An 879-nucleotide genomic window follows, 5' to 3' on the forward strand; every position below is an offset into this window, starting at 1 on the left:
TATACGTGGTCCCCCCCAAATTGGTCAGCGCATTTGCATAGATATCCGCATTGCCCTCTGCTCTTATGATGCTATAACGGTTCTCAATATCATCAGCGTTAATGATCAAATTACCGTGAGATTGAATCATCCCCTGAGCCGCCGGCTTATGCGAAAACCCTTGCGTGACAGTCTTTTCGCTCATGTGTGATCCCAAATTCCATTGATAGCGTTTTACGGACTTTTGATCATATACAGGCTTATATTCCCACGTAAAAGCCTTATAAACTGCTCCATCTTTCAATGTTGCCGTGCCATAGGTTCCTTCTTTGCTATTCCAAAGTGGAATGTCCAAAAAAACTTTTTCGTGCCCCTTAACCCCCATAATACTACTTTGATGGTCGTGCCCCTTTCCCCAAAGACCTGGTCCGTCCTGATACAACTTCCCATTACTGAGCCTATCAGAACCTTCTGGTTTTTGGAATGCGATAGTAACCTCTTTCGTTTTTTCCGTGATGACAGGCGTGCTGTCGGCCTCGTTTTGCAAAGTTTTGGTTTGGATCAATAAGTTTCCCCCAGCTTGAATTAAGCCTGCTTTGTTAACAAGGGAAAGGCTTTTTCCTGTGCCCTCTGCATTGGTGAAAGATAAATCACCTTCTGCCATAATAGCACCAAAATCATTCAGAAAAGTCCCATCAACTTGAAGTGCTCCACTTCCCCCCACATAGATTAAACCGGTTTTGTTGTTGGTCGCATCCCCTCTCACGCTAAAGACTAAATTCTGACCCGCTGCCAATTGACCGCTATTTTGCAGCTCCCCTGTATTGATGATAAAATCGCGTGCTGCTAAAACCGATGTTGCCTCATCAACCATAACCCCTGGCGCAACAAACAGAATGT

General features: G+C 44.7%; 1 pseudogene. It reads right to left on the reverse strand.

From position 1 onward, the window contains the following. Window positions 1-879, reverse strand: a pseudogene (locus PVV68_RS10535) (filamentous hemagglutinin); the annotation flags it as partial.

Source organism: Bartonella sp. ML69XJBT (assembly GCF_028618515.1).
In the GTDB taxonomy this organism is placed as follows: domain Bacteria; phylum Pseudomonadota; class Alphaproteobacteria; order Rhizobiales; family Rhizobiaceae; genus Bartonella.